This window comes from Pseudomonas sp. 4CAES_32.4, assembly GCF_058136335.1.
Map to the genome: position 1 here is coordinate 4,374,600 of NZ_CM176882.1, position 18,767 is coordinate 4,393,366.

Genomic DNA, 18,767 nt, shown 5'->3' on the forward strand with positions numbered 1-18,767 from the left:
ATTCGAGAACTCACCGGACAGACGCCGGGCAGGTGACGGCGTTGAAAGCCTTGTGCATACTGGCCGCCTCAATTTTTCAGCCCTTTTCGAGGAATCGCCCATGTTTAAAGTCAACGAGTACTTCGACGGCACCGTCAAGTCGATCGCCTTTGGCACCGCTGAAGGTCCGGCGACCATCGGCGTCATGGCCCCGGGCGAATACGAATTCGGCACTGCCCAGCGTGAAATCATGCACGTGGTATCCGGTGCACTGACCGTCAAACTGCCAGACAGCAGCGACTGGGAAACCTTCGCCGCCGGCAGCCAGTTCAACGTCCCGGCCAACAGCAAGTTCCAGCTGAAAGTCGCCGTCGATACCGCTTACTTGTGCGAATACCGCGGCTAAAACCACGGCCCGCAGCGAAAAAAGAAGTACTGCGCAAAAAAATGCCCGCGTCCAAGGACACGGGCATTTTTCGTTTCGGTGACGGTTTATTCGAGGATTTCCACCGACATCCCGACTTCCAGTCGACCGTTGCTGTCGTTCACCAGGTTCTGACCGAACATCGCACCGTCGGCCTCGGCACGGTATTTCTGCAAGGTCGCCAGCGGCTCGCGATCAGCGCTGCGCTCACCGGTTTGCGGGTCGATGGTAGTCAGGATGCAGCGTGAGCACGGCTTGACCACGCGAAACTCGACATCACCGATACGAATGCGTTTCCAGCCATCCTCGGCATACGCCTCGCTGCCTTCGATCACCAGATTCGGACGGAAACGCAGCATCTCCAGCGGCCGCCCAACCCTTTGCGAAAGGTCCTGCAGCGACGCCTCGCCAATCAGCAGCAGCGGAAAACCGTCGGCGAACGCGACCTGATCATCATCCTTGCCGATACCTGACTGCGTGGTGCGCGCGCGATCCAGCGGCACTTGCACCAAACGAGTCGGTTTGCCGATGAAATCGCTGACCCAACGGGCTGCTTCATCACCGGCATCCGGCACACGCAGGGTGTCACGCCAAATTGTTATGCCACGCAACTCGGCGTCGTTATCCGGCAGAGGGATTTCGATGGATGACTGTTGCGGCGCGCTGAGGGTCAGACCGCCCTGCGCATTCCACAGGGCCGACAACTGGCTCATCTTCGCTTCGGCACGCTGGGTCAGAAAACGGCCACTGGCTTCGTCCACGAGCATCCAGCGTCGGTCGCCATCAAGCCCCAGCTTGTCGAGGGCGACACTTTGCAACGGATCGACCTTGCCGGATTTCAACGGGTAACGATAAAGCGCGCTCAGACGCAGCATGGCCAGCTCCCTGGGGGATAAAAACGCCACCCTATACGAGCTTGCTCAGGAATCAAAGAGCAAAAACTGTAGGAGTGAGCCTGCTCGCGATAGCGTTGGGTCAGGCAATAATTTGGAGCTGACACACCGCTTTCGCGAGCAGGCTCACTCCTACAAGGGGGGGCGTGATCAGGCCGGCACTTCGTCAAGCATCAGGCGCTGACGCACCACGTCGACGAGTTTGTCCGGCTGGAATTTGGAGAGGAAGTTGTCGCAACCGACCTTCTTCACCATCGAATCATTGAAACTGCCCGACAACGAGGTGTGCAGCACCACGTACAGACCGCGCAAACGCGGGTCGTTACGGATCTCGGTGGTCAGGCGGTAGCCGTCCATTTCCGGCATTTCCGCGTCGGTAAAGATCATCAGCAGCTTGTCGGTCATGTTCACGCCGGTATCGGCCCAGGCCTTGAGCATGTTCAGCGCCTTCAAGCCGTCACTGGCGATGTGCATTTTCACCCCTAGCTGGCCAAGGGTGTCGCGCAATTGCGAAAGTGCCACATTGGAGTCATCCACCAGCAACACTTCACGACCACGGGCGCGCTCAAGCACCGGGTCTTCGAGTTTTTCCCGCGAAACCTTGGCGTTGTACGGGACGATCTCGGCGAGGACTTTCTCGACGTCGATGATTTCCACCAACTGATCGTCAACCTTGCTGATCGCCGTCAAATAATGCTGGCGACCTGCACTGGTCGGCGGCGGCAGAATCGCTTCCCAGTTCATGTTGACGATGCGATCGACGCCACCAACGAGGAAGGCCTGCACGGAACGGTTGTATTCCGTGACGATGATCGTGCTGTTCGGGCCTGGCACCAATGGACGCATGCCGATCGCCTGGGACAGGTCGATGACCGGCAAGGTCTGCCCGCGCAGATTGACCACACCGCACACAAACGGGTGACGCTGAGGCATCAGGGTCAGTTTTGGCAGTTGCAGCACTTCCTGAACCTTGAACACGTTGATCGCGAACAACTGGCGCCCGGCCAGGCGAAACATAAGGATTTCCAGGCGATTCTCACCCACCAGTTGTGTGCGTTGGTCTACCGTGTCGAGAATGCCGGCCATCAATGACTCCTGGGCTTGTTCTGATGAATTCACTAAGTGGGTTTATCGGCTGCATGTAGCGAATCTTGATCGTCGCAAAAAACGTTATCAAAATGCCACAACCGCCCATTGATGTCACATTAACATCATGCTTTACTGGCGCCGTGATTTTCATCTGCTACAGTCTTCCCGGCGCGACCTCGGTTTGCACCGTAGGTTCCCGCATCTAAGGGATTCCCCTAGTATCAATCAGGCCCAACCTGATATTCGCAATATCCAATAGCCATTAATGTGACGCCATTCTCATTGCATGAACGGAGTCAGGCTATTGTGTGCGATCGCAATTCAGTGGAAACCCACCTGGAAAACCTCAGTCCGTGCACCTGCACGTCTGGGCGCGATCTCCCGACGATTCACGATCGTCGTCACACACGGCATTCCCTCATCAGACATGACGCTGTGGAGATAAGCATGCCAATCGACCGAAAAGACTGGGCACAACGCTTCCCCGAGTTCCTGGTCGAGGCTGAAACGCTGCTGGCCAAGTCCGAAGAATGCCTCAGCCACCTGCAACTGATCAGCAACGACAAGGACGCCATCGACTGCATGCAGAGCACCCTGCTCAAGCTTGCAAGCCGCGCCGAAGCCTTGGCACTGGAAGCGATTTCCGAATTCTCCCTGCACATCTACAGCTTGCTCAATCTGACGCAGGAACACGTTGACCTGCACGAACAGGCACTCGATGCGCTGCGCGATTGCTTCAGACTGATGGCGTGGCAACTTGAGCTGGTCGACCCGAAAACCGGGCAACTGGGCCTGGATGAAACCGAGCAGACCTCACTGATTGAAGCATTCGCGTTTCAGGTAGGCCAAAGTCGTTTTCAATCGTCGCTGGCGAGCAAACGTTTGCCACCTTTGAATTACTCAGACCGCCAAGCCTGATCCGGGCGACAGTTCGGATTCTGCTCTGAATGTCGTTAATGAATAGTTCATACCTGTCAGCGACAAATCGAATTAAATAATCACACCTGACCGATACGGACATTTTCCTCCCCATCTCAGGGTTTGCCTGTGTGTTTAGAACACGATTTCAGGCAACATCGATATCTATCGAAAACTAATAAACAGACATTTTTCCATTATGGAACTAGCGTCCAAGCCAATGTATTTCCTGACCCATTGGACATATAGGGTGAGCGCGACCAACGGTATCTTAAGTGGTATTATGCCGCCCGTTAGTTGCTTTCGTATTAATGGCACATTGATTTCAATGTCCGGTATCCGCCGAAGTTTACGGTCAAACAATGCTTAATCGACCACATTGAAATCAATAACATAATTGACAGCATATTCAGACAGAGACCCGCCAGCCACCGGCAGGTCTATCCGCAGCGAACATCCATTGGCTCCATCCGCTATGTACGCCAGTCTCAAGTCAATCACCACTTGGCCACCTTCCCGGGAAAATGCACGCCGGTTCACCCTCATTCTGAGTGTTGCGGCCGCACTGGGCAGCCTGCTGACCTATGGGTTTTCCGCACAGCTTTGCCTGGCTCTGCTGCTGCTCAATATTGCCGCTACCGCGTGCGTCTGGGTGCAATACCGCCTCTCGCGCAAGTCGATCAAATTTCAGCCGCAAGAACTCGCCGACCGCTTGCTGCAAGTCCAGGAAAACGAGCGGCACCGTCTCAGCCGAGAACTGCATGACGACATCGGCCAATTGCTGACCGCGGCCAAATTGCAAAGCGAGTGGCTCAAACGACGAATGCCGCAAGACTTGCAGGAACAATGCACCGCGCTGTGCGACATCCTTGAAGAAACCCTCAACAAAGTGCGCGATGTTTCGGCCATCCTCAATCCTCGCCAATTGACCAGCCTGGGTCTTGAAGCCAGTCTGCGCGCGCATCTGCTCAAAACACTGACCAACACGAACGTGCACTGGAGCCTCGACTGCCAGCAGCGCCTCAACGGTATTCCGGAAGAGATGGCCGTCGCCGCCTTTCGCGTCACTCAGGAAGCGGTGACCAATATCCTGCGCCACGCGCAGGCGAGCAATCTGCTGATTCGCGTGCAACGTCTGCCGCAAGGACTGACACTGCTGATCAGCGATGATGGCCAGGGTTTCGCACCCGCCGCCAATCCGGGGCGCGAAGGACAACGAGGTATGGCCGGAATGTCCGAGCGAATCGAACAACTGGGTGGCACCCTGACGGTCACCAGTGAGCCGGGCAAAGGCACACAAATCGAAGCACTTCTCCCCTGGGCGCCCCGAGCACTCGAACGGGCCAGTACCAATAAGGTTATGCGTTGACTTGTAACTTACTTCTGGTGGATGACCACTCGCTGATCAGAGCCGGCGTGCGCGCTCTGGTGCTGGATATTCCAGGTTACGCCGTGATCGGTGAAGCCAATGACGGCTCACAACTGCTCGAAATGGTCGAGCAACTGGCGCCTGATATCGTCCTGCTGGATATCTCGATGCGCGAAACCGGCGGTCTGGAGGCTTTGCAGCGACTCAAACGGGTGCGCCCGCAGAGCAAAGTGCTGATCCTCTCGATGCACACCGATCCGGCGCTGATCATGCAGGCGCTGGAGTCCGGCGCCCATGGTTATCTGCTCAAGGACACCACCGCCACGGAGCTTGAGCACGCGCTGGATGCCTTGCGCAACAACGAACGCTACCTCAGCCCGGCCATCGCGCACACCGTGATCAACCAGGCCCTGACCCGCAATCAGAAACAGCAACCGGAAGTCGCCGATTCTCACAACCTGACGGCGCGCCAGTTGGAAATCCTGCGCCTGATCGTACGCGGCAAATCCACCCGGGAAATCGCTAATGGCCTGGGCCTGAGCATCAAAACCGTGGAAACCCACCGATCGCAGATCATGAAGCGTCTGCAAATCTACGACGTGGCAGGTCTGGTGCTGTTTGCCGTGCGCGAGCAGATCATCAGCCTTGACGACTGACCGGCGGCTGACCAGACAGCAACGGTGAGTCCTTCGGCAAATGCACCTGCAGCGCCGCTGGACGCGCTTCGAAACGCATGCTCTCGCCTTCCAGTGGCTCACCGTCGAGATTGATGTAAAGCCCCTCGGCAACCTTGATTTCGACCCAAGGCAAGCGGACTCGCACAAACATGTTGTCGATGCCGAACCCATCGCTCAGCAGGTTTTTCAGCGTACCAACCAACTCTTGTGGCGCCGGCAGAATGCTGACGTCCAACATTCCGTCGTCGACGACGGCATCGGGACACAATACATGCCCGCCGCCGGCCTGACGGCCATTGCCGATGCCCAATGCCAGCAGCTCGCCGCTCCAGTGAAAATCCGGACCCTGCAGCTCGCCATAAGCGGCATGCAACTCGCTGAATCGAGACAGTCCGGTGAACAGATAGGCCGCACCGCCCAAGACCTTTTTCAAGTCTTCAGACGTGTTGGCAGTGACCTGACTGCCAAAGCCCCCCGTGGCCATATTGAGGAAGATCTGCCCGCCGACTTCCCCCAGATCGATGGCAGTCGGTTCTGTATCAAGCAATTTCAGCGCGTCAGCGGGCTCCAGCGGAATACCCGCTGCGCGAGAGAAATCGTTGGCGGTGCCCAACGGCAAAAGCACCAGGCTGGCCTTTTGCGGATTCAACGCCAGCGCTTCGGCAATGTCACGCAAAGTGCCATCGCCGCCTCCTGCGATAATTTGCGTATAGCCGTCAGCCAAAGCCTCCTCCACCAGACGCTGAGCGTCACCCGCCTCCCAGGTCAGTCGCACCGCTAGATCCCAGCCTTGCGCACGCTGGCTTTCTACCGCTTCGCGTACCGACTCGTTGAGTGCCTGCTTGCCATGCAGAATCAAAAGCGCCCTGCGTTCACTCATAACGGTTACTCCGCAAATGGATCGTGTGAAACATCTTGACCATTGAAGCCCGGAAAAAAGCCGCGAGATTCACAATTAATTCAAGCGCCTGGCTCGAGCGTCCTACACGGCGGTATTTATTCTTACAAAACATACGGAAACGGCTTAATTGACCTCTTCGATTCAGTCGTTCACCGTGTGCAGGCGATATCAATTTTCGATCAACAATACACAAGGATGTGCATGTAATGAGTGGATACACCCTTTCGGACGTCATCAGCGTTAAAGATGGGCTTCGCGGCAAATGTGCAATCGGGTCGCCAGACGGATATTCGCATGCCAAGTCCTGAAGCCAGAAAACCAGTGAGTACGGTGGCTCCCATCAACGAAAGCCGCACTGCACATAAATCCGATTTCACGGGCAGTGCCAAAGCCACTGGAGAATTTGATATGGAACCGCGCTTCGCTGAACTGGAAACCCACCTCAAATACATCCGTCGCGACATGGACGAAGTCAGGGGTGACGTCAAGGCGATCAAGCATCGCCTGGCCTATTCGGCGGGTGCTACGGCAGTGGTGCTGGGCGTGCTTGGATGGGTGGCCAACAGTCGGTTTGATCAGCTGGTTAGCCTGATCGGTCACTGATGACCGATCGTGCAGGCATCGGTGTTCATTCGCCGAGCCTGCACTCTCGGAGCAGAGGTTCAGCCCAGAAGATCGCTCAGCGGAATGAACACGACTTCATCTCCGGCGACCAATGTTCGACCTTCCAGCACCTCGACCAGGCCATCGGCCCAAGCCGCACTTCGTAGGACACCCGAACTCTGATTGCGATAAATAATGGCGCGCCCTTGTTCCAGACGCCCACGCAGATATTCACGGCGGTTGCCCGGCTGTGGCCAGTCAAAACCAGCGGGGACGGGGAATTTCAGGGGATCGAGATCCTTCACGCCTTGACGTCGCAGCAGATAGGGACGCGCCAACAAGGCGAAAGTGACCAGTGTCGACGCAGGGTTACCGGGCAACCCCATCACCGGCACATTGCGAAAATGGCCGACAGTCAACGGTTTTCCGGGCTTGATGGCCAGCTTCCACAACGCCAGTTCGCCCTCTTCTCTCAAGGCAATACCGAGAAAATCAGCCTCACCGACAGAAACACCGCCCGTGGAAAGGATCAGGTCGACATCCTGCAACTCACCCAATCGGGCACGGGTCGCGACCAGATCATCCGGCAGAATCCCGGCATCCACCACTTCGCATCCCAAGCGCTGCAGCCAACTGCACAGAACCACGCGATTGCTGTTGTAGATCTGCCCCGGGCCCAATGCCTGTCCCGGCTCAACCAGCTCGTCACCGGTAGACAGCACCGCGACCCGCACCTTGCGCACGACGTTGAGCCCGGCACAGCCCAAAGAGGCGGACAAACCTTGCTCAATCGGCCCCAGTCGGGTTCCGGCCTGCAGAATCAGTTCACCGAATGTGGTTTCCTGGCCCTGTGGACGAATATTCTTGCCCGGCGCCATGGTCTCGATGAAACGCACACGTCCATCGGCCTGAACCTCGGCGTTTTCCTGCATTTCCACACAATCGGCACCTGCCGGCACCGGCGCGCCGGTGAAGATTCGAGCACACGTGCCTGGCTGCAACGGCTCGGGAGCCTGTCCGGCGAAGACTTTTTGACTGACCGGCAATGGCTCGCCCGTCCAGTCAGCCAGTTTCAAGGCATAGCCGTCCATGGCGCTATTGGGCCAGGGCGGCAGATCGAGGGCCGAAATCAGATCTTCGGCCAGCACTCGCCCCTCGACCTGAGCCAACGGCAAATATTCGTGCTCGGTAATCGGCGACGCTTCCGCCATTTCCAGCAGACGCGCCAATGCCTCCTCGACAGGCATCAGGCTGCCGGTCTTTCCCGGCTTACCCACGGGATTCACAAGGCGCAGCCTGTTTGAGATGGGTGACGAAATTGCACGGACGGTGACGCGCATCCAGTTGCTCGCCGAGAATGCCGTCCCATCCAGTCCGCACCGCATTGGTCGAACCTGGCAGGCAGCACACCAGCGTGCCGTTGGCCAGACCGGCCAGCGCTCGGGATTGCACGGTTGAGGTGCCGATATCAGCCACCGAAATTTGCCGGAACAACTCGCCGAAGCCATCCACTTTTTTGTCCAGCAAGCAGGCAACGGCTTCCGGCGTGCTGTCACGCCCGGTAAAACCAGTGCCACCGGTGATCAGCACCACTTGCACGACATCGTCGGCAATCCAGTTGGCGACTTGCGCGCGAATTTTGTACAAGTCATCTTTGAGCAACACCCGCTCGGCCAGGTTATGGCCTGCTGCGGTCAAGCGGTCGACGAAGACCTGGCCTGAAGTGTCGGTTTCCAGCGTTCGGGTGTCACTGACAGTCAGCACCGCAATATTGAGCGGCACGAAAGGTACATCAGCCTTGGCTTTCATAGGCTCGTCCAGTTGTAGGAGAAACAGCCCGGTGTTATATCACAGCGCCCCCTTTTTTTGCCGCCCCTGTGGAGAGCCGCCATGCCCCTAAATTCGCAAATGCCACCATGCTCCATTCTGCTCCTGGCCGGTGGGCGCGGCCAGCGCATGGGCGGCCAGGACAAGGGTTTGGTGCAATGGCTGGGTGAGCCGCTGATCGCTCATTTACAGCGCAAGGTGCGCCCGCTGACCGACGACCTGATTATTTCCTGCAACCGTAATCGTGAACGCTATGCGCCGTTCGCGGATCAATTGGTAGCGGATGACGAAGGCGACTTTCCGGGGCCGCTGGCCGGCATTCGTGCAGGACTGAAAGCAGCGCGCCATACGCATTTGCTGGTTCTGCCGTGCGATGTGCCACGCATCGACAATGCATTGCTGCAAAGCATGCGTGGAACCGCCAATCTGAATCCTGAAAAACCTTTAATGTTGCGCCATGACGAGCATTGGGAACCGTTGCTGTGCGTGATTCCGGTGACGCTTGCTGCGGCTTTCGAAGATGCCTGGAACGCCGGTGAACGCAGCCCCGGCCGGGTCATGCGTGGTCTCGGCGCCACTGCCCTGCAATGCCCGGACAACGACCCGCGACTGGCCAACCTCAATACCCCCGAACTGTTAAATTCGCACAACACTGTGTCAGACTGACAGCACTCAAGGAACTCTCACGCCTTGTATACGTCTCAAGCTCAGTAACCAAAAGAATTCCCATTCGGAGACACACCATGACTCAACGGACCCTCGCCACTTTCATGCTCGCACTGGGCCTGGCCACCCTCGCCGGTTGCTCTTCGCCTACAGTGATCACCTTGAATGACGGTCGCGAAATCCAGGCCGTCGACACCCCGAAATACGATGACGATTCGGGCTTCTACGAGTTCCAGCAACTGGACGGCAAAGAGACCCGCATCAACAAGGATCAGGTTCGTACCGTTAAAGAGCTGTAAGCTCTGCGTCGACACCGGATACAGAAAAGCCCGCATTTAATGCGGGCTTTTTCATGGGCGCTGGAAAGTGGGGGTCAACCTCACCACTGCAACGTGATGCGACTCTCGAATTCGCGTTCTTCACCGCTCACCGGATCGATAAACCGCAGCCCTTGCGCCAAAAGCTTCAACGGATTGGCGTAGTCGTCCTCGATGTCCTTCAGCACATGCGGATAGAACGGATCGTTGCAGATGCTCGCACCCAACGCGGTCATATGGACACGCAGTTGGTGCTTTTTGCCGGTCACCGGAAACAGGCCATAGCGCCACAGGTCGCCATTCTTTTCGCGAACTTCCACTGCCGTCTCGGTATTGCTGACACCCGGCCCTTCCTGCATGCGGAAAAACGGCTCGCCATCGACCAGCCGGCTCTTGTGCACCAACGGGAAATCCAGCCCGGGCAACGCCGGTGCGATCGCTTCATAGCGCTTGTCGATCTGCCGCGTCGGGAACAGTGATTGATACGCCGAACGGGTTTGTGGATTGGCCGAGAAAATCACCAGCCCCGCCGTGTGCCGGTCGATCCGGTGCAGCGGCACCAGATGAGGATTGTCGAGACGACGGATCAGCCGTCGCAGCAAGGTTTGCTCGACATACTCCCCTGCCGGAGTCACCGGCAGAAAATGTGGCTTGTCGGCCACGACCAGATGCTCATCGGCATACAGAATCGACTCGACCACCGGAATCGGCTTTTCGTCTGGCACTTCACGAAAGTAATGAATGCGCAGACCTTCCTTGTAAGGCAAGTCCAGTGCGATGGGCTGACCTTGACCATCCAGCACGCGACCTCGAGCAATCCGGTCCAGCCACTGCTCACGGCCAATGGCACTGAAGTGCTCACACAAGCAATCGAGAACGGTCAGCCAATGGCCTGGCGGCAAGTACAAGGTACTGGCCTGATTCTGTGCAGCAGAAAATGTTGATGTGGACATACGGAAATTCGGACCCTCAAGGCAGGCCGGCATTATCCAACACTTGAGGGAGACGCACCTAACGCAATCCTCAGGCGGGAATAGACTTCAGCGCCGCCGCATCGGTGAACTCCTTGAGCCAGCGCAGGACGTCGACCGCCTCCCAGCGACCCGGGTCATACAAGGCGTACAACAAGCCCTGATAGCCCACGACGTCCAGTTGCTTGTGGTAACCGGCGCGCTGGAACAAGGCTTCGATCTCGGCAAAGCAGGTGTTGAAATGCAGCTTGTTGAACGGCGTCTTGCCTTCCGTGACCAAGCCGTCCAGGCGCAGTTCGAGAACGGCCTCGCGCACCACGTCAACCGACATCCGGTTCACGCTGTTCTTCAACTGTTCGACATTGACCACGGTATATCCCTCTGACCCAATTACTGTACGGACATACAGTAACCGAATCGATCGGGATGTGCCAAGGAATGGATACGAAGTCACGATGAGCGGAACGTCGCCGGACATCGGGTCAACGCAAGAACGCCACCACCTGATCGGCACTGAATGGCCAGTCCAACTCGGCGCCGGTATCGACACGACGCAGAACCGGAATACGCAGGCTGTAAGCCTCGAACCAGGATTCATCTTCGGCGATATCGATTAGCTCAACCAGCAGACCATGTTCGACAAAAGGCATCAGCTCGGCCTCAGCGACTTCGCACAGGTGACACCCCAAGGTGCCGAACAACTGACATTCAGGAGGCATGATGGCTCAACCAAAAATAAGTGCGGCTATTCTAGGCCCGGTGTGAAACCCCGTCGACCCGACACCGCCCAAAGGTTTGGCGCATTGGCTGCAACCCCTCATGCAAAACCCTGATGCACATCAGTCCGCACAAATGCCGATTACGCGATGCTCCCGCTGTTTTTGCCTCTACGCTTGAGAGGCCGAAACCCTGACATCGGAGTGTCCAGTGTTTGCCAATCTGTTGATCATTCTCGCCTCGTCCCTCGTGGTGATTGCCCTGTTTCGTCGGCTGCGGCTGCCTCCCGTGCTGGGTTACCTGTGCGTGGGATTGCTGGTCGGGCCGAGTGCCTTTGATTGGGTCAACGAGAGCGAACACCTGCCTGATGTGGCGGAGTTGGGCGTGGTGTTTCTGCTGTTTTCCCTCGGCCTGGAGTTTTCCCTGTCGAAGATGATCGCGCTGCGCCAGGTGGTATTTCGCCTCGGCAGCCAGCAGGTGCTGATCAGCACCGCGCTGCTCGGTTTGCTGCTGATGCTGCTGGGGATGCCGCTGACGCCGGCGCTGCTGCTAGGCGCGGGGCTTTCACTGTCTTCGACGGCGATTGTCAGCAAAGAACTCGGCAGCCTCGGCGAGGTGTTCAGCAGCCATGGCCAGAACGCTATCGGCGTATTGCTGTTTCAGGACGTGGTCGCGGTTTTGTTGCTGACATTGGTGCCGGTGTTCGCCGGAAGCAGCACCCAGGCCTGGTATTGGGCGCTGCCGTTGACGCTGGCGAAAACCGTCGTCCTCTTCATCGGGCTGCTGCTGGCCAGTCGCTGGCTACTGCCACGGTTGTTTCACGAAGTAGCCGCCTCGCGCTCGGCGGAGTTGTTCGTTCTGCTGGCGCTGGTGATCGTGTTGCTGACGGCGTGGCTGACACACTTGCTGGGCCTGTCGCCGGCCCTTGGTGCCTTTCTGGCCGGGATGTTGCTCGGTGAAAGTCACTATCGGCATCAGATCGAAGCCGATATCCGGCCGTTCCGCGACATCCTGCTCGGGGTATTTTTCGTCAGCATCGGCATGCTCATCGACCTGCAACTGTTCGTCAGTCACAGCCTGCTGATCCTTGCTCTCACCGTCGGCTTGATGGTGATCAAAGGTATCGTCGTGGCGCTGTTGGTGAAATGGCGTGGCAGTGACAGCGAAACCGCTTGGCGCAGTGGTCTGGCATTGGCTCAGGGGGGCGAGTTCTGCTTTGCGCTGATGGCGCAGATGCAGCAAAACAGCCTGCTGCCGGATCAACTGGGTGCCCTTTTACTAGCGGCAACATTCTGCTCGATGCTGCTGACACCGCTGCTGCTTCGCGCCGCGCCACGCATCGCCGCCGCCCTCCACCGCAAGCCCAATGAAGAAGCGCAGATCGAAGAAATCAGCGCCCTCAACGCCGACCTCGACAAGCACGTGGTGATTTGTGGCTATGGTCGCGTCGGCCAATCCATCGGCCGCTTCATGCGCAACGCCCGGCAACCTTACATCGCCTTGGACAACGACCCGGTGCGCGTCCAGGAGGCCGCGACCGGCGAAAGCGACGTGCATTACGGCGACTCGTCACGCGGCGACCTGCTGACCGCCGTCGGCTTGCTGCGCGCCAGATTGCTGGTGATCGCCGTCGATCAAAGTGACGTCGCCCTGCGCATTCTCAAGGAAGCGCGCCGACTCAATGCCCATGTGCCGATTCTGGTGCGCACTCGTGATGACAGCCAGTGGGCCGAACTCAAAGCCGCCGGCGCCACCGAAGTGGTGCCGGAGCTGCTGGAATCGAGCCTGATGCTCGCCTCTCACGCATTGATCATGCTCGGTCTGCCGGCGCATCAAGTGCAGGAAAAAGTCGATCAGGTGCGCATCGACCGCTATCGCCTGTTGCACGGCTTCTATCCCGGTGCCAACGATGAGGAGGCTTAATCCTGGCTCACCGCGCCGATCTTGTGCAGCGACAGGTCGGCGCCGTAATACTCTTGTTCCTGACTCAGGCGCAGCCCATGCAACGCCTTGATCGCGCCGTAGACGACGAAACCACCGATCAACGCCACGGCGACGCCGAGTGCGGTGCCGATCAACTGGCTGATCAGGCTGACACCACCGAGACCGCCGAGGGCCGTCTGGCCGAAAATGCCGCAGGCAATCCCGCCCCATACGCCGCACAAACCGTGCAATGGCCACACGCCGAGCACGTCGTCGATGCGCCATTTCACCTGCGCCGCCGTGAAACACCAGACAAACAGCGCGCCGGCAATCGCACCGGTCACCAGCGCACCGACCGGATGCATCAGATCGGACCCCGCACAGATCGCCACCAACCCGGCCAACGGGCCGTTGTGCAGGAAGCCTGGGTCATTGCGCCCGACAATCAACGCCGCCATCGTCCCGCCGACCATCGCCATCAACGAGTTGACCGCCACCAGCCCGCTGACACCCTGCAGCGTCTGCGCGCTCATCACGTTGAAGCCGAACCAGCCGACAATCAGAATCCACGAGCCCAGCGCCAGAAACGGAATGCTCGACGGCGCGAACGCCACCAGGCGCCCGTCGCGGTAGCGGCCGTTGCGCGGCCCAAGCAACAGCACCGCCGCCAGCGCCAGCCAGCCGCCCATGGCATGCACCACCACGGATCCGGCGAAGTCATGGAAACCGGCACCAAACTGCGCCGCCAGCCAGGCTTGCAGGCCGTAGTTGCCGTTCCAGATCATCCCTTCGAAAAACGGATAGATAAACGCCACGATCAACGCCGTTGCGCACAACTGCGGAACGAAGCGTGCGCGCTCGGCAATGCCGCCGGAAATAATCGCCGGAATCGCTGCAGCGAAGGTCAGCAGAAAGAAGAACTTCACCAGTCCATAGCCGTGATCGGCGTTCAAGACCGCTGCCGGTTGCATGAAGGTCACGCCGTAGGAGATCCAATAGCCTATAAAGAAATAGGCCAGCGTCGAGACGGCGAAGTCGCTGAGGATTTTCGACAAGGCGTTGACCTGGTTTTTCTGCCGGACCGTTCCGACTTCCAGAAAGGCGAAACCGGCGTGCATCGCCAGCACCATCACCGCACCGATCAGAATGAATAACGTGTTGGAGCTGTGGACCAGGGTGTCCACAGCGCTTTGCAGATTTTCCATGAGCAGGCAGACCTAAAGGCGAAAAAGGCACCAAAGCGGTTCGTGCGGGCATTTCATGCACCAAGTTGCGACCGGGCAGTCACCGAATTGAAGGTCCAGTGAACTGCTTTGGCGCACAGGGTCGATGTCCTGACACGAACCGGGATCATTTGAGATAAGGTTTCTCAAGGCGCACGCCCGGCAACAGCGCACTACGGCCGGACGACGCACCACGACACAGCAAAAGTTGTACCAGTCATTTGTAATGAACCTTCGCGCAAGGCTCATACTCGAACGCTTCAGACGTCACTTACGGAGATCCACCCATGGCCAGCATCAAGGCAAAGACTGCTCAAGAAATCCTCATGAACGACTTTCAGACCCTGGTCGCCGACACCGAACGGTTGCTCGAGCACACCGCCACTCTGGCCGGCGATCAGGCCGATGAACTGCGCGAGCAGATCCACGACAGCCTGCTGCGCGCCCGCGAAACCCTGAAATTGACCGAAGACACGCTGCGTGAACGCGGCCAGGCGGCTGTCACCGCGACCGAAGATTATGTGTCGGCCAATCCGTGGCAATCGGTGGGTATTGCTGCCGGTGTCGGCTTTCTGATTGGCCTGCTGGCCACGCGGCGCTGATCATGTCGATCGGTGAATCCGGCCCGACTGCGGGCACCGCCTCCTCCACGCGGCGCTTGGGCGCCGCCGTTCTCGGTCTGCTGCACAGCCATGTCGAATTGTTCGGCATCGAATTGCAGGAACAGAAATCGCGCACTGTCAGCCTGTTGTTGTTCGCCGGTTTGGCCTTGGTGTTTGCGCTGTTATTGCTGGTGGGTTTATCGACACTGGTCATGATCATCTTCTGGGACACCTACCGTCTGGCGGCGATCATTGGCCTGTGCGTCTTTTATACCTTGGCCTCGATCTTCTGCGGGCTGCGCCTCAAAGCGGCGATTTTCGATGAGTCCTCGCCCTTCCACGGCACGCTTGAAGAGCTGGCCAACGACCGGGAGCGTCTGCTGCCATGAGCCTGACTGAACTGCCACACAACGGCTCACGCCGGGAAATGCGCAAGGCATTGATCCGCCTGCGCATGGAAATGCATCGCCAGGAAATCCGCCACGAGACCGGGCAAGTGCTGCAACCCCTGCAGCGCATGCGCGGCATGTCGCAGAATCTGCAAGGCGGCTTCGGCATCAAACACGCGCCATTGTGGGGCGTGGCCGCCGTTACCCTGTTGGGATTTATCACCGGCAAAGGCGCGAAGAGCGGCGGCGGTAGTGGTCTGACTCGACTGGTTCGGCTCGGCACTACCCTTGGGCCGCTGATCAAACTGGTCATGCAGAGCTCCAGCAAACGCTGAACGGATACATCTGGCTACATTCTTGCAACATCGACGGGATGAACCTCTTATCCGGAGGTTCAATCTCGCGCGCCTACCCGGTCGGCGGGGTTCACCAGAACAAGAACCACTAAGGAGGCCCCGTGATCGACGGGCAACCGCTCGCCTGCTTTCAGCCTTTCATCGATACCGCCACGGGACGTATTGCAGGCGTCGAAGCATTGGGCCGCCTGCGTCAGGCCGACGGCCAGCTGACTTCGGTCGGACCGCTGTTCGCCGACCCGCGAACCCCCGCCATCGCCTTGCGCCGCCTCGACCGACAGATCCGTGATAACGCTTTGAGCCGTCTGCATGAGGCGCCATCCGACTGGTTTCTCAGCCTGAACATGTCGCCCCGCTGGATCAGTCGCCTGCGCGCGGATCAGGCGCTGCCCAGTCTCAAGCAATTGGCGCGACACAGCGTAGACCCGCAGCGCATCGTCTTCGAAATCACTGAGTTGGGCGGGAATATTCAGCGCCTCACCGAGGTGGCCGGTCGTTATCGCGAGGCCGGCGCAAGAATCGCCATCGACGATTTCGGTGCCGGTTATTCGCAACTCGACCGTGTACTCGCCCTGCAGCCGGACATCCTCAAACTCGACATGCGCCTGTTCCAGGCTGCCGCTTTGGGCGGCCCGAGCAGTGACGTCGTCAAGGCGCTCGCGCAGATGGCCGAGAAAACCGGCTGCTGGATTATTGCCGAAGGGGTCGAAACCGAGGCGCAGCTGAATTTCGCGTTGGAATGTGGTTCACGCTATGTGCAGGGCTTTCTCTTCGCCCGGGCGCAGGAGGCATTTTTCGCCACTGATGCGTTCGTGCACCGTTTCGCCGAACTGCGTCAGCGCTACGTGCGGCAGAAACTCGCCGAACGCGGGCGGCTGATGCAGATGCGTCAGCAACTCAGCGAACTGATGGCGATTCTGCAAGCCTGGGCGCAAACACACGCGCCGTTGAGTGCCCTGCCCCAACTGGAGGCTTTTCCGTGGTTGCTGCGGTTTTATCAATGCGACCGTCACGGTACGCAACTGACGCCCAACCTCGAATGGCGACACAACGGCTGGGTCGCGGACAATCGCTATCTGGGTCACAACTGGTCATGGCGCCCGTACTTTTATCACTTGCTCGCCGAAGGTTGGGATGAGCGGCGCCTGACGCTTTCCAACACGTATCGCGATGCCACCAGCAACCAGTATTGCCTCACCGCCGGGCAGTTTTTCGATAATGGTGAACGGCTGTTGTTGATCGACATTGATGCAGCGGGCCTGTAGTTCCGCTTGCAGGCGCCGGGCTGAACCGGGAAGCTAGGACGATCAGTCACCAGACGGAGAGAACCAGCCTTGGATTGGCAAACCCTGCTCAACCGCGAACGTCTCGGCAAGCCGCTGCACAGCCCGCAGGAACTCGGCCGTAGCCCCTTTCACAAAGACCATGACCGGATCATTTTCTCCGGAGCCTTCCGGCGTCTGGGTCGCAAGACTCAGGTGCACCCGGTATCGAGCAATGACCATATCCACACCCGCCTGACCCACTCGCTGGAAGTCAGTTGCGTCGGTCGTTCACTGGGTATGCGCGTCGGTGAAACCCTGCGCAGCGCCCTGCCGGACTGGTGCGATCCGGCCGATCTGGGGATGGTCGTGCAATCGGCCTGCCTGGCTCACGACATCGGCAATCCGCCCTTCGGCCATTCCGGTGAAGATGCGATTCGTCACTGGTTTCAACAAGCCGCCGGCCGTGGCTGGCTGGACGGCATGAGCGAGGCGGAGCGCGGCGACTTCCTCAATTTCGAAGGCAACGCCCAGGGGTTCCGTGTACTCACGCAGCTTGAGTACCACCAGTTTGATGGCGGTACACGGCTGACCTACGCCACCCTCGGGACTTATCTGAAGTATCCATGGACGGCGCGCCATGCCGACTCTCTCGGCTACAAGAAGCACAAGTTCGGCTGCTACCAGAGTGAACTGCCGCTGCTCGAACAGATCGCCCACAAGCTAGGCCTGCCGCAACTGGAAGAACAACGCTGGGCACGTCACCCGCTGGTGTATCTGATGGAGGCTGCCGACGACATCTGCTATGCGCTGATCGATCTGGAAGACGGTCTGGAGATGGATCTGCTGGAGTATGCCGAAGTCGAATCGCTGCTTTTGGGTCTGGTCGGTGATGATCTTCCGGAAACCTATCGCCAGCTCGGTCCACAGGATTCGCGCCGGCGCAAACTCGCCATTCTTCGCGGCAAAGCCATCGAACATCTGACCAACGCCGCGGCGCGGGCATTTGTCGAGCAGCAGGACGCGTTACTCGCCGGCACGCTACCGGGGGATCTGGTGGAACACATGCACGGTCCGGCTAAACGCTGTGTGTTGAATGCCAAAGACATCGCCCGCAAGAAAATCTTTCAGGATAAACGCAAGACCCTGCATGAAATCGGCGCCTACACCACGCTGGAAATTCTCCTGAATGCCTTTTGTGGCGCGGCACTCGAACAACACAATGGCCGCACGCCGTCGTTCAAAAGCCGCCGGATTCTCGACCTGCTCGGCAACAATGCGCCCGATCCGAACGGCCCACTGCACACGTCGTTCCTGCGCATGATCGATTTCATCGCCGGCATGACCGACAGCTACGCCAGTGATATGGCCCTGGAAATGACCGGTCGCTCCCACTGAAACCGAGCGTATTCGACCGGCCCTTCACAGGGTCTGTCGAGTACGCTCGGCAACATTGATCAGCGCCATCGCGAGCGAACCGAAGCAAACGTTTAAACAAACAACAACACAACATTCACAGCCGCTTCCTGTAAGACAAGTTTCGCAACATCCGCCTCTGTATATCGTCATCCCTACTTACGTACGACCGAATACAGCGGTAGTCCCAGTCCTTTTTAATTGTAGGACTTTTCCCATATAGCCTCTCAGGCCTTTTCGGTCAC

General features: G+C 58.5%; 22 protein-coding genes. 13 read left to right on the plus strand and 9 right to left on the minus strand.

What is annotated here, in order from left to right:
- Positions 1–100: 100 nt before the first annotated feature.
- Positions 101–385: a pyrimidine/purine nucleoside phosphorylase gene (ppnP, locus tag AC3Y64_RS19570; RefSeq protein ID WP_003226701.1), complete on the plus strand. Its 285-nt coding sequence runs from the start codon at positions 101–103 to the stop codon at positions 383–385.
- 86 nt (positions 386–471) lie between these two features.
- Here ppnP and AC3Y64_RS19575 read toward each other — a convergent pair whose 3' ends face one another.
- Both AC3Y64_RS19575 and AC3Y64_RS19580 read right to left on the minus strand, forming a co-directional pair.
- Positions 472–1,278 (minus strand): MOSC domain-containing protein, encoded by an 807-nt coding sequence (locus AC3Y64_RS19575; protein WP_489984950.1) that lies wholly within the window; start codon positions 1,276–1,278, stop codon positions 472–474.
- Between the two features lie 168 nt (positions 1,279–1,446).
- On the minus strand, positions 1,447–2,382 hold the full coding sequence (locus tag AC3Y64_RS19580; RefSeq protein WP_007908676.1) for a chemotaxis protein CheV: 936 nt from the start codon (positions 2,380–2,382) through the stop codon (positions 1,447–1,449).
- Positions 2,383–2,832: 450 nt separating this feature from the next.
- Here AC3Y64_RS19580 and AC3Y64_RS19585 point away from each other — a divergent pair, with 450 nt between their 5' ends.
- The 3 genes from AC3Y64_RS19585 to AC3Y64_RS19595 all read left to right on the plus strand — a co-directional run bounded on the left by AC3Y64_RS19585 (position 2,833) and on the right by AC3Y64_RS19595 (position 5,328).
- Positions 2,833–3,303, plus strand: a complete 471-nt coding sequence (locus AC3Y64_RS19585; RefSeq protein ID WP_489984951.1) for a hypothetical protein — start codon at positions 2,833–2,835, stop codon at positions 3,301–3,303.
- A gap of 475 nt (positions 3,304–3,778) precedes the next feature.
- Complete coding sequence (locus tag AC3Y64_RS19590; RefSeq protein ID WP_489988002.1) at positions 3,779–4,672, plus strand: sensor histidine kinase; 894 nt, start codon at positions 3,779–3,781, stop codon at positions 4,670–4,672.
- Positions 4,669–5,328 carry a response regulator gene (locus AC3Y64_RS19595; protein WP_126365105.1) on the plus strand — a complete coding sequence of 220 codons (660 nt, stop codon included), beginning with the start codon at positions 4,669–4,671 and terminating at the stop codon, positions 5,326–5,328. The genes AC3Y64_RS19590 and AC3Y64_RS19595 overlap by 4 nt, the downstream gene beginning before the upstream one ends.
- On the opposite strand, the gene yegS is transcribed toward AC3Y64_RS19595, so the two are convergent.
- Complete coding sequence (gene yegS / locus AC3Y64_RS19600) at positions 5,312–6,229, minus strand: lipid kinase YegS (RefSeq protein WP_489984952.1); 918 nt, start codon at positions 6,227–6,229, stop codon at positions 5,312–5,314. The genes AC3Y64_RS19595 and yegS overlap by 17 nt on opposite strands.
- Before the next feature lie 315 nt (positions 6,230–6,544).
- Here yegS and AC3Y64_RS19605 point away from each other — a divergent pair, with 315 nt between their 5' ends.
- Positions 6,545–6,853: a hypothetical protein gene (locus tag AC3Y64_RS19605; protein WP_489984953.1), complete on the plus strand. Its 309-nt coding sequence runs from the start codon at positions 6,545–6,547 to the stop codon at positions 6,851–6,853.
- 59 nt (positions 6,854–6,912) lie between these two features.
- On the opposite strand, the gene AC3Y64_RS19610 is transcribed toward AC3Y64_RS19605, so the two are convergent.
- On the minus strand, positions 6,913–8,139 hold the full coding sequence (locus tag AC3Y64_RS19610; protein ID WP_489984954.1) for a molybdopterin molybdotransferase MoeA: 1,227 nt from the start codon (positions 8,137–8,139) through the stop codon (positions 6,913–6,915).
- Positions 8,123–8,662, minus strand: a complete 540-nt coding sequence (moaB, locus tag AC3Y64_RS19615; RefSeq protein WP_489984955.1) for a molybdenum cofactor biosynthesis protein B — start codon at positions 8,660–8,662, stop codon at positions 8,123–8,125. Before moaB ends, AC3Y64_RS19610 begins: the two co-directional genes overlap by 17 nt.
- A gap of 81 nt (positions 8,663–8,743) precedes the next feature.
- Between moaB and mobA the strand changes: the two genes are divergently transcribed.
- Positions 8,744–9,346 (plus strand): molybdenum cofactor guanylyltransferase MobA, encoded by a 603-nt coding sequence (gene mobA / locus AC3Y64_RS19620; protein ID WP_489984956.1) that lies wholly within the window; start codon positions 8,744–8,746, stop codon positions 9,344–9,346.
- A 77-nt stretch (positions 9,347–9,423) separates the two neighbouring features.
- Positions 9,424–9,645: a YgdI/YgdR family lipoprotein gene (locus AC3Y64_RS19625; protein ID WP_016770600.1), complete on the plus strand. Its 222-nt coding sequence runs from the start codon at positions 9,424–9,426 to the stop codon at positions 9,643–9,645.
- Between the two features lie 80 nt (positions 9,646–9,725).
- Here AC3Y64_RS19625 and AC3Y64_RS19630 read toward each other — a convergent pair whose 3' ends face one another.
- The 3 genes from AC3Y64_RS19630 to AC3Y64_RS19640 form a co-directional block, all read right to left on the minus strand.
- Positions 9,726–10,616, minus strand: a complete 891-nt coding sequence (locus tag AC3Y64_RS19630; RefSeq protein ID WP_489984957.1) for a pseudouridine synthase — start codon at positions 10,614–10,616, stop codon at positions 9,726–9,728.
- 70 nt (positions 10,617–10,686) lie between these two features.
- Positions 10,687–11,004, minus strand: a complete 318-nt coding sequence (locus AC3Y64_RS19635; RefSeq protein WP_007908658.1) for a transcriptional regulator — start codon at positions 11,002–11,004, stop codon at positions 10,687–10,689.
- A 112-nt stretch (positions 11,005–11,116) separates the two neighbouring features.
- Entirely contained in the window at positions 11,117–11,353 is a 237-nt protein-coding gene (locus AC3Y64_RS19640) for a glutaredoxin family protein (protein ID WP_158959330.1), read from the minus strand.
- 208 nt (positions 11,354–11,561) lie between these two features.
- Here AC3Y64_RS19640 and AC3Y64_RS19645 point away from each other — a divergent pair, with 208 nt between their 5' ends.
- Positions 11,562–13,274 carry a cation:proton antiporter gene (locus AC3Y64_RS19645; protein ID WP_489984958.1) on the plus strand — a complete coding sequence of 571 codons (1,713 nt, stop codon included), beginning with the start codon at positions 11,562–11,564 and terminating at the stop codon, positions 13,272–13,274.
- On the opposite strand, the gene AC3Y64_RS19650 is transcribed toward AC3Y64_RS19645, so the two are convergent.
- Positions 13,271–14,479, minus strand: coding sequence for an ammonium transporter (locus AC3Y64_RS19650; protein WP_489984959.1), 1,209 nt, complete (start codon positions 14,477–14,479; stop codon positions 13,271–13,273). The two genes, AC3Y64_RS19645 and AC3Y64_RS19650, sit on opposite strands and share 4 nt — an antisense overlap.
- 305 nt (positions 14,480–14,784) lie before the next feature.
- Between AC3Y64_RS19650 and AC3Y64_RS19655 the strand changes: the two genes are divergently transcribed.
- From AC3Y64_RS19655 to AC3Y64_RS19675, 5 genes are all read left to right on the plus strand, one after another.
- Positions 14,785–15,099 (plus strand): ElaB/YgaM/YqjD family protein, encoded by a 315-nt coding sequence (locus AC3Y64_RS19655; RefSeq protein ID WP_122591936.1) that lies wholly within the window; start codon positions 14,785–14,787, stop codon positions 15,097–15,099.
- A gap of 2 nt (positions 15,100–15,101) precedes the next feature.
- Positions 15,102–15,488 (plus strand): phage holin family protein, encoded by a 387-nt coding sequence (locus AC3Y64_RS19660; RefSeq protein WP_008079909.1) that lies wholly within the window; start codon positions 15,102–15,104, stop codon positions 15,486–15,488.
- The gene (locus tag AC3Y64_RS19665) at positions 15,485–15,823 is read left to right on the plus strand and encodes a hypothetical protein (RefSeq protein WP_158959326.1); all 339 of its coding nucleotides are present in this window, start codon (positions 15,485–15,487) and stop codon (positions 15,821–15,823) included. Before AC3Y64_RS19660 ends, AC3Y64_RS19665 begins: the two co-directional genes overlap by 4 nt.
- A gap of 122 nt (positions 15,824–15,945) precedes the next feature.
- Positions 15,946–17,109, plus strand: coding sequence for an EAL domain-containing protein (locus AC3Y64_RS19670; RefSeq protein WP_489984960.1), 1,164 nt, complete (start codon positions 15,946–15,948; stop codon positions 17,107–17,109).
- Positions 17,110–17,178: 69 nt separating this feature from the next.
- Positions 17,179–18,504 (plus strand): deoxyguanosinetriphosphate triphosphohydrolase, encoded by a 1,326-nt coding sequence (locus AC3Y64_RS19675; protein ID WP_489984961.1) that lies wholly within the window; start codon positions 17,179–17,181, stop codon positions 18,502–18,504.
- Positions 18,505–18,767 lie beyond the last annotated feature (263 nt).